At 71.6% G+C, this 7,654-nt stretch carries 6 protein-coding genes; 3 read left to right on the top strand and 3 right to left on the bottom strand.

What is annotated here, in order from left to right:
* A partial coding sequence (locus tag AB0J68_RS22455; protein WP_363940379.1) for an ice-binding family protein occupies positions 1–772 on the bottom strand: 772 nt, incomplete at its 3' end.
* A 364-nt stretch (positions 773–1,136) separates the two neighbouring features.
* On the opposite strand from AB0J68_RS22455, the gene AB0J68_RS22450 reads away from it, so the two are divergent.
* Together AB0J68_RS22450 and AB0J68_RS22445 are read left to right on the top strand one after the other, a co-directional pair.
* On the top strand, positions 1,137–1,274 hold the full coding sequence (locus tag AB0J68_RS22450; protein WP_363940380.1) for a transposase: 138 nt from the start codon (positions 1,137–1,139) through the stop codon (positions 1,272–1,274).
* 57 nt (positions 1,275–1,331) lie between these two features.
* On the top strand, positions 1,332–2,477 hold the full coding sequence (locus tag AB0J68_RS22445) for an AI-2E family transporter (protein ID WP_354862903.1): 1,146 nt from the start codon (positions 1,332–1,334) through the stop codon (positions 2,475–2,477).
* A 23-nt stretch (positions 2,478–2,500) separates the two neighbouring features.
* Here AB0J68_RS22445 and AB0J68_RS22440 read toward each other — a convergent pair whose 3' ends face one another.
* Both AB0J68_RS22440 and AB0J68_RS22435 read right to left on the bottom strand, forming a co-directional pair.
* Positions 2,501–3,802, bottom strand: a complete 1,302-nt coding sequence (locus AB0J68_RS22440) for an NAD(P)/FAD-dependent oxidoreductase (protein ID WP_355069016.1) — start codon at positions 3,800–3,802, stop codon at positions 2,501–2,503.
* A gap of 54 nt (positions 3,803–3,856) precedes the next feature.
* The gene (locus tag AB0J68_RS22435; RefSeq protein ID WP_363940378.1) at positions 3,857–6,010 is read right to left on the bottom strand and encodes a glycogen debranching N-terminal domain-containing protein; all 2,154 of its coding nucleotides are present in this window, start codon (positions 6,008–6,010) and stop codon (positions 3,857–3,859) included.
* 119 nt (positions 6,011–6,129) lie between these two features.
* Between AB0J68_RS22435 and AB0J68_RS22430 the strand changes: the two genes are divergently transcribed.
* Positions 6,130–7,578 carry a M20/M25/M40 family metallo-hydrolase gene (locus tag AB0J68_RS22430; protein ID WP_363940377.1) on the top strand — a complete coding sequence of 483 codons (1,449 nt, stop codon included), beginning with the start codon at positions 6,130–6,132 and terminating at the stop codon, positions 7,576–7,578.
* Positions 7,579–7,654: the final 76 nt, after the last annotated feature.

The raw sequence follows: 7,654 nt of genomic DNA, 5'->3' as shown, positions 1-7,654 counted from the left end.
TACCGGGCGCGCCGGGGCTACCGGGTGCTCCGGGGCTGCCGGGCGGGCCGGACGGGCCGGGTGGGCCGGTGGGCCCGGGTGGGCCGGACGGTCCAGGCGGACCCGTCGGCCCGGCGCAGATCGGTGCGGTGATGACGTTGGTGTCGAGGGTGACGGCGGCGGTGCGCGCCAGCGCGCGGCCCTGGAGGGTCGCGCCCGTGGCCATCGTGATCGCGGCCTGAGCCATGATGGTGCCCACGAAGGTGGTGCCGGTGCCGATCGTCGCCGAGCTGCCGATCTTCCAGAACACGTTGCAGGCCGACGCCCCGTTGGTCAGGACGACGCTGCTGTTCGACGCCGTCGTCAGCGAGGAGTCGACCTGGAAGATGAACACGGCCGACGGATCGCCCTGGCCGTCGAGCGTCAACGCTCCGGTCAGTTGAGCGGCCCCGATCCGGTAGACCCCTTCGTTGAGTGTGTTGCCACCCAACTCCGCCGGGAGGTTGGTGAACGGGGTCCGGCCGGCGGCGTCGTTGAAGGCGATGGTCAGGTCGCTCTGAGCCTGGAGCGCCACCGCGTCGCCGAGGTGCACCTCCCCGCCGATGGTGGCCGTTCCGAAGCCGGACGCGGTGCTCCCGGGGAACCGCCCGAGGCTCTGGGCCAGAAAGCTGGGGCCGGTGTTGGTGGGCTCCGCTCCGGCCAGGACGGAGAAGTCGGCCGCCGTCCCCAGGTTGACCGGTGCTTCCTGCGCGTTTGCGGCGGTCGAGCTGAAGAGCAGCAGGCTGGCTGCCACCGTGGCGGCTGCGCCAGCGGCGAGCGACGGCAGGACCACCCGCCGCCGTAGCCAATTTTTGGGTTTAGCTGTCACAGAACACCCTCCGTGGGTACTACTCGCAGGAGACGTCGACCGAGCGGCGTCCTGCGTGAAACGGCCTGAATGGCGCCGATGAAGCGCGCTGATCACCACATCACGTCAGGTGTTCCAATGAGGGCAAATTGGAACAATAGCCCAGATCCATCTATCTGGATCGGACTGACATTCGCATTCCCAATTCGCCGGTTCTGGGAGTAGCGGGCGGGGTGCGTGGCCCGACCAACCTCCTGTGGAAGATCCGGGCCGGGGCGGCGTGGCGTGACATGCCCGCCCGCTACGGGTCCTGGCAGTCGATCTACACCCCGTCGAACGCTGCTTCGACCGGCTCAAGCAGTGCCGCAGCGTCGCGACCCGCTACGACAAGACCGCGACCTCGTTCCAGGCCACCGTCACCATCGCCGCGCTGCTCCAATGGTTGTGAACCTTCGAAGACACGGCCTAGGCCGGCCTGCGCGTCCGCATTGCCGGGTTTCCGACGGTGCGCGCGGGGAAGGCCCGGCGGGTGAGCAACGCCGACAATCGGGCCACCGCCCGCCGGGCCCTGGTCGTGATCGGTCTGGTGCTGGCGACCGCGCTCGCGCTGGCCTTCGTGTACGCGACCCGCCGGGTGCTGGTCTGGGCCGTGGTGGCCGCCTTCTTCGCGGTCGCGCTCAAGCCGTCGGTGGACTGGCTGCAACGCCGGTTCGTGCGGCGGCGGGCGGTGGCCACGCTGCTCGTGTTCCTCACCGCGTTCGTCGTGCTGGCGGTCCTCGCCACGGTCATCCTGGTGCCGCTGCTCGACGAGCTGGGCCGGTTCGCCGATCGGGGGCCCGAGCTGCTGCGCGACGCGCGCGCCGGGCGCGGCCCGGTGGGCCAGCTCCTGGAACGCACCGGGGCACGACGCTACGTCAGCGAGCACTCCGACCAGCTGCGCGACGCCGGCACCCGGCTACGTCAACCCGCCGTGGGCGTGCTGCGCGGTGTCCTGCAGACGGTCGCGGGGCTGGTCACGGTCATCGTGCTGGCGTACCTCATGGTGTTGGAGTCGCCGCGGATCACCGGCAGCGTCCTCGCGGCGGCCGGGGACGGTGCGGGCGAGCGCCTGCGCCGGGTCGGCCGGGAGATGTCGCGGACGGTCACCGGCTACCTCACCGGCAACCTGCTGATCAGCGTGATCTGCGGGGTGCTGACCTTCCTGGTGCTGACCCTGACCGGGGTGCCGTTCGCGGGCGTGATCGCCCTGCTGGTGGCGGTGGCCGACCTGATACCGCTGGTGGGCGCGACGATCGGCGCGGTGATCGCCGCCGGCGCCGGGTTCCTGCACTCCTCCACCGCCGGAATCATCGTGCTCGTCTTCTTCGTCGTCTACCAGCAGGTCGAGAACCATCTGCTCCAGCCACTCATCCTGTCTCGTGCGGTGCGGCTCAACCCGCTGACCGTGCTGCTGAGCGTGCTGCTCGCGGCGGAGCTGGCCGGCTTGCTCGGCGCGCTGCTGGCCATCCCCGCCGCTGGCATCGTCCAGATCCTGCTGCGCGAGTACGGGCCGCGACGACTGAACCCGCCCCCACCAGCGGACCCCGGCGAACCGCCCCCGCCGGCCGTGCCACCACGTGGACCGGCCGGTCCCGCCACCTCGCGGGGCTGACCGGCCGGGTCGACGGGTTCCGCTCAGCGGCCGCGCACCGCGACCTCCGGCGACGTGCTCTCCAGCGGGACCGCGTTCGCCGGGACCAGCCCCAGCTGCACGGCCGAGCGGGTCAGCGCGGCGTCGAGCACCCAGTCGGCCCCGACGCGGGTGCGGTTGCCCGGCATCGCCATCAGGTGGTACGCCCGGGTGACCGCCTTGGCCGGCAGCCCGGCCAGGTTGACGTGCAACGGGTTCGCGGCCGCGTCCTTGCCGCCCAGGTCGACCACCCAACCCAGATCGTGGTGCCTGTACGGCTTGCGCTGCCCGAAGCCGTACGACGCGGCGATGTTGTGCGCCACGCGCTTGCCCTGCCGCTGCGCGTGCTGGGCCGTCATGCCGCAGATCTGCCCCGGATTCACCAGGTCGGGCACGGCTGCGGCGTCACCGCAGGCGAAGACCTCCGGATAGCCGGGGACGTTGAGGTACTCGTCGGTGACCAGCCGGCCCTTCTCGGTGCGCAGGCCCAGCTCGTTGACGAACGGGTCCGGCCGCACCCCCACGCACCACACAAGCGTGCAGGTCGGCACGTACTCGCCGTCGGTGAGCTTGACGCCGTCGCAGGTCGCCTCAGCCACCGACGTGCCCATCCGCACGTCCACCCCCCGCCGGTTGAGCACCTTGTGCGAGGTGACGGACATCCGCTCGTCCAGCTCGGGCAGCACCCGGGGGGCGACGTCGAGCAGCATCCAGCGGGGCCGGACGGTCAGCCGGGGCCGTTGCGCGTGCAGCGCGTCGGTGAACAGCTGCCCGTGCGCGGCGACCTCGGTGCCGGTGTAGCCCGCTCCGACCACCACGAACGTGGAGCGGGCCTGCTGCTCCGCCGGGTCCTCGGCCTGCTCGGCCAACTCGACCTGGCGGACGATGTGGTCGTGCAGGTAGACGGCCTCGGGCAGGCCGCGGAAGCCGTGCGCGTACTCGGTGACACCCGGGATGGGCAGCAGCTTGTTGACGCTGCCCACGGCGAGCACCAGCCGGTCGTACGCCAGGCGGTTCTTCTCCCCCTCGGGCTGGGTGAAGCCGACCCAGCGGTTCTGCAGGTCGACGTGATCCGCCTCGCCGATCACCACCCGGACGCCCTTGAGGGTCCCGGTCAGCGGCACGGCGATGCGCCCGGGCTCGACCACCCCGGCGGCCACCTCGGGCAGCAGCGGCAGGTAGAGGAAGTAGTCGGTGGAGTTCAGCACCACGATCTCGGCCCGGTCCCGGGCGATCCGGCTCAACGTCTTCGCCGCGTGGTAACCGGCGAACCCGGCCCCCACGATCACCACACGAGGTTTCGTCATTGCGGGCCGTTTCCCGTCGCAGCCCGGGACAAACGTCGAAGCGCAGGCGCGCGGTCAGCTGCGCTCGAGCCAGACGTGACCGTTGGAGCCCACCGCGTCCACACCCCACTCCTGACCGAAGGCCCGCACCCGGTTGGCCGAGATCCGGCCGAACTCCGGTGGAACCGCCGGGTCGAGCACGAGCCGACCCTCGACCGGGTTGAGCCCCAGCATCGCGCGGACCAGCGCCAGCGGCGTGCCGGACGCCCATGCCTGCGGGCTGCAGGCGGTGGGATATGGGACGGCGAACAGCAGCCGTTGCCGGTCGGACCCGCTGAGCGCCTCGGGCAGCCGGTGGTCGAACTGCTCGGCCGCGTCGATCATCGCCAGGCTGATCCGGTTCGCCTCCTTCCGGTAGCCGTAGCGGGCCAGGCCGAGCGCGATCAGCGAGTTGTCGTGCGGCCAGACCGTGCCCAGGTGGTAGCCGAAGGGCCCGTAGAGGCGTTCCTCGGCGGACAGCGTCCGAATGCCCCAGCCGGAGAACATGTCGGGCGACATGAGCTGGCGCACCACCGCATCCGCCCGCCCCTGCGGCACGATCCCGCTCCACAGCAGGTGACCCATGCTGGACGTCTTGGAGTCGACCACGTTCTTGTCGCCATCGAGGGCCACCGCGTAGTAGCCGCCCCGCTCGTCGATCCAGAAGTCCCGGTTGAACCGCTCGTACAGGGTGCCGGCCTCGTCGCGCAGTCGTGCCGCCAGGGTGGGGTCGCCCAGCGGGCCGTCGAACAGCTCGGCCAGCCGCAGCTTAGCGTCGAAGGTGTAGCCCTGGATGTCGGCGGTCGCCAGCGGCAGCACCGGGATACGCCCGTCGGCGAAGCAGACGCCGTCCGGCGAGTCCCGCCAGCACTGGTTGCCCAGCCCTTCCGGGGACCGGGTGGCGTACTCCACGAAGCCGTCGCCGTCGCGGTCGCCGTACTCGTCGATCCACCGCAGCGCGGCCACCGCGTTGTCGCGCAGGTGCCGGACGGTCTCGTGGTCGGCGGTCCACCGCCAGTACTCCGAGAGCAGGATCAGCCAGAGCTGTGTGGCGTCGGCGGTGCCGTAGTAGGGGCCGTACGGCTTCTGGCCGGTACGGGTCAGCTCGCCGCTGCGGACCTCGTGCAGGATCTTGCCGGGCTCCTCGTCGGTGAAGTCGTCACAGGCGTTGCCCTGGAGTTTGGCGAGCGCGAGCAGCGTTCCCTTCGCCAGCGCCGGCCCGGCCACCAACGTCTGGTACGCGGTGATCAGCGTGTCCCGCCCGAAGAGGCTGAGAAACCAGGGCAGTCCCGCGCCGGGCAGCAGGATCCGCTGACCTTTGACCTCCAGTTCGAGCCGCAGCGCCGCCAGGTCGTCGCGGGACTGGCGGACGGTGCACTCCAGCGCCTGGCTGTCGCTGCGCAGCACGGCCCGGTCCTCGGTCCACCGGCGCAGCGGGTCTTCGGCCCGGCCTTGGACGACGTCGATGATGTCGCCCCGCACCGGTTCGACCACCCCCGGGCCCGGCGACAACGGCACCTGCAGGTCCACCAGCCAGTTGTCGCGCGGACGCAGGTGCAGGTCCCAGACCAGATCGTCCCCCTCGATCCGGTCCGCCGGGGTCGCGCAGCGCACCCGGGTCTCGGCGGTGAAGTCTCCGTTGCGGTAGGAGAAGCACAGCTCGGAGCCGTCGGCGGCGTGGTTGCGGACGATCTGCGCGGAGCGGTCCCGGACCACCGACTTGACCTCGAACAGGTCGGCGAAGTCCACGTCGACGGCCAGCCGCAGCTCCACCCGGACCGGCTCGGTCTGGTACGACACCATCTCCAGTCGCTCGTGGAAGCCGTCGCCGATGTAGCGCAACCGCCGGATGGCGAGACCGTTCGACGGCAGCCCGGGCAGCTCCGGGTTGGTGAGCACGTACTGCGCGGAGTAGTGCTCGAGGGTCTTGGCCCGCAACACCAGCAGCTGACCGCCGTTGACGGTGAGGGTCCAGCCGCTGATCAGGCGGGTGTCCAGGTGCACGAGCCCGCCGATGCTGCCCGGTGGCACGTCGCCGCGCGCGTCGGAGTACACAAACGTGGGGCCGCTGAGCACGGCGATCGAGTTGGGACCCAACTCGGGTGGCATCGCCCGCTGGTCGCCACTCACCCCCGTCGCGGGAGCCGTGCCGACGTGCGGGTTGGCGGGGGTCGCGCGTACGACAGCCATGACACCCACCGTAGGAACGACGGCCACGGAGTGTCATCACCCGGTCCGGGTGAAAGCTCACGCGACATCCACGTCTAGCGATATGGACAAACGTCACTATCGATGGGCAGGATGCCGTAATGGGATCAGACGACACCGGCGAGCGGCCCACGAGGCCGACCCGCCGCACCTTCCTGTCCGCCTCCGCCGCCGCCACCGCGGCGACCGCCGCCACCGTCGCGGTGCCCTCGCTGGCCGCGCCCGCGGCCGCCGACCCCGTCCCCGCCGGCCCCGGGCGGCCGGCCCGCGCGCAGCGCCCCGAGCGCGAGCTGCGCGACCTGTTACGCCAGGTCGACCCACGCCGGATCGAGGCGATCGTGCGTCGGCTGGCCGCCTTCGGCACCCGGCACACCCTCTCTGACCAGGACGACCCCCAGCGGGGCATCGGCGCCGCCCGGGACTGGATCTTCGCCCGTTTCCAGGAGTACGCGGCCACCTCCGGCGGCCGGATGACCGTCGAACTCCAGTCGTACGTGCAGCAGCCCGCCTCGCGGATCCCCACCGCCACCCGGATCACCAACGTGGTGGCCACCCTGCGCGGCGTGACCTCGCCGAACCGCACCTACGTCGTGACCGGCCACTACGACTCGCGGGCCACCGACGTGATGGACGCCGTCAGCGACGCGCCCGGCGCCGACGACGACGCGTCCGGCGTGGCCGTGGTGCTGGAGCTGGCCCGACTGATGGCCACCCGGCCCACGGCCGCCACTGTCGTCTTCGCCGCGGTCGCCGCCGAGGAGCAGGGCCTGTACGGCTCGGCGTACCTGGCCGCGCAGCTCAAGGCCGCCGGCGCGGACGTGCAGGGCATGTTCAGCGACGACATCGTGGGCAGCGGCACCGCCGACGACGGCACCCGCGACCCGTACGCGGTGCGACTGTTCGCCGAGGGGGTGCCGACCGCCGAGACACCGGCGGAGGCGACCACCCGGCAGTCCGTCGGCGGCGAGAACGACTCACCGTCGCGGCAGCTCGCCCGGTTCGTACGCGACGTGGCGGAGAACGACGCGACAGGCATGCGGGTGCGGGTGATCTACCGGCGGGACCGCTACCTGCGCGGCAGCGACCACATCTCGTTCCTGCGCGAGGGCTGGCCGGCGGCGCGGTTCACCGAGCCGAACGAGGACTTCGCCCACCAGCACCAGGACGTCCGCGTGCAGGACGGCCAGCAGTTCGGTGACCTGCCCGAGTTCTGCGACTTCGGGTACATCGCCCGGGTGGCGAGGGTCAACGGCGCGGCGCTGTGGTCACTGGCCCAGGCGCCCGGCACGCCCAAGGGCGCCATCATCGTGACCACCGACCTGACCAACAACACGACCCTGCGCTGGCAGCGCGGCGACGAGCCGGGCCTGGCCGGCTACGAGGTGGTGTGGCGCGAGACCACGGCCGCCGAGTGGCAGCGGGTGATCCCGGTCGGCGACGTCACCGAGGTCAGCATCGACCTGTCCAAGGACAACGTCTTCTTCGGCATCCGCGCGGTCAACCGAGCCGGCCTCCGCAGCCCGGTAGCCTTCCCCCGCCCCGGCAGCTGACCGCCCACCCCTCCCCCTTCCCCGCCCTCCCGCCGCCCCCGCCGTCCCGTCCCGTTGATCAAGAGGTTTGCGTCAC

It is taken from the genome of Micromonospora sp. NPDC049580 (assembly GCF_040675595.1).
Taxonomy (GTDB): domain Bacteria; phylum Actinomycetota; class Actinomycetes; order Mycobacteriales; family Micromonosporaceae; genus Micromonospora.
Note: the sequence above shows the minus strand (reverse complement) of the source record. Positions and strands in the feature narration are given on the sequence as shown.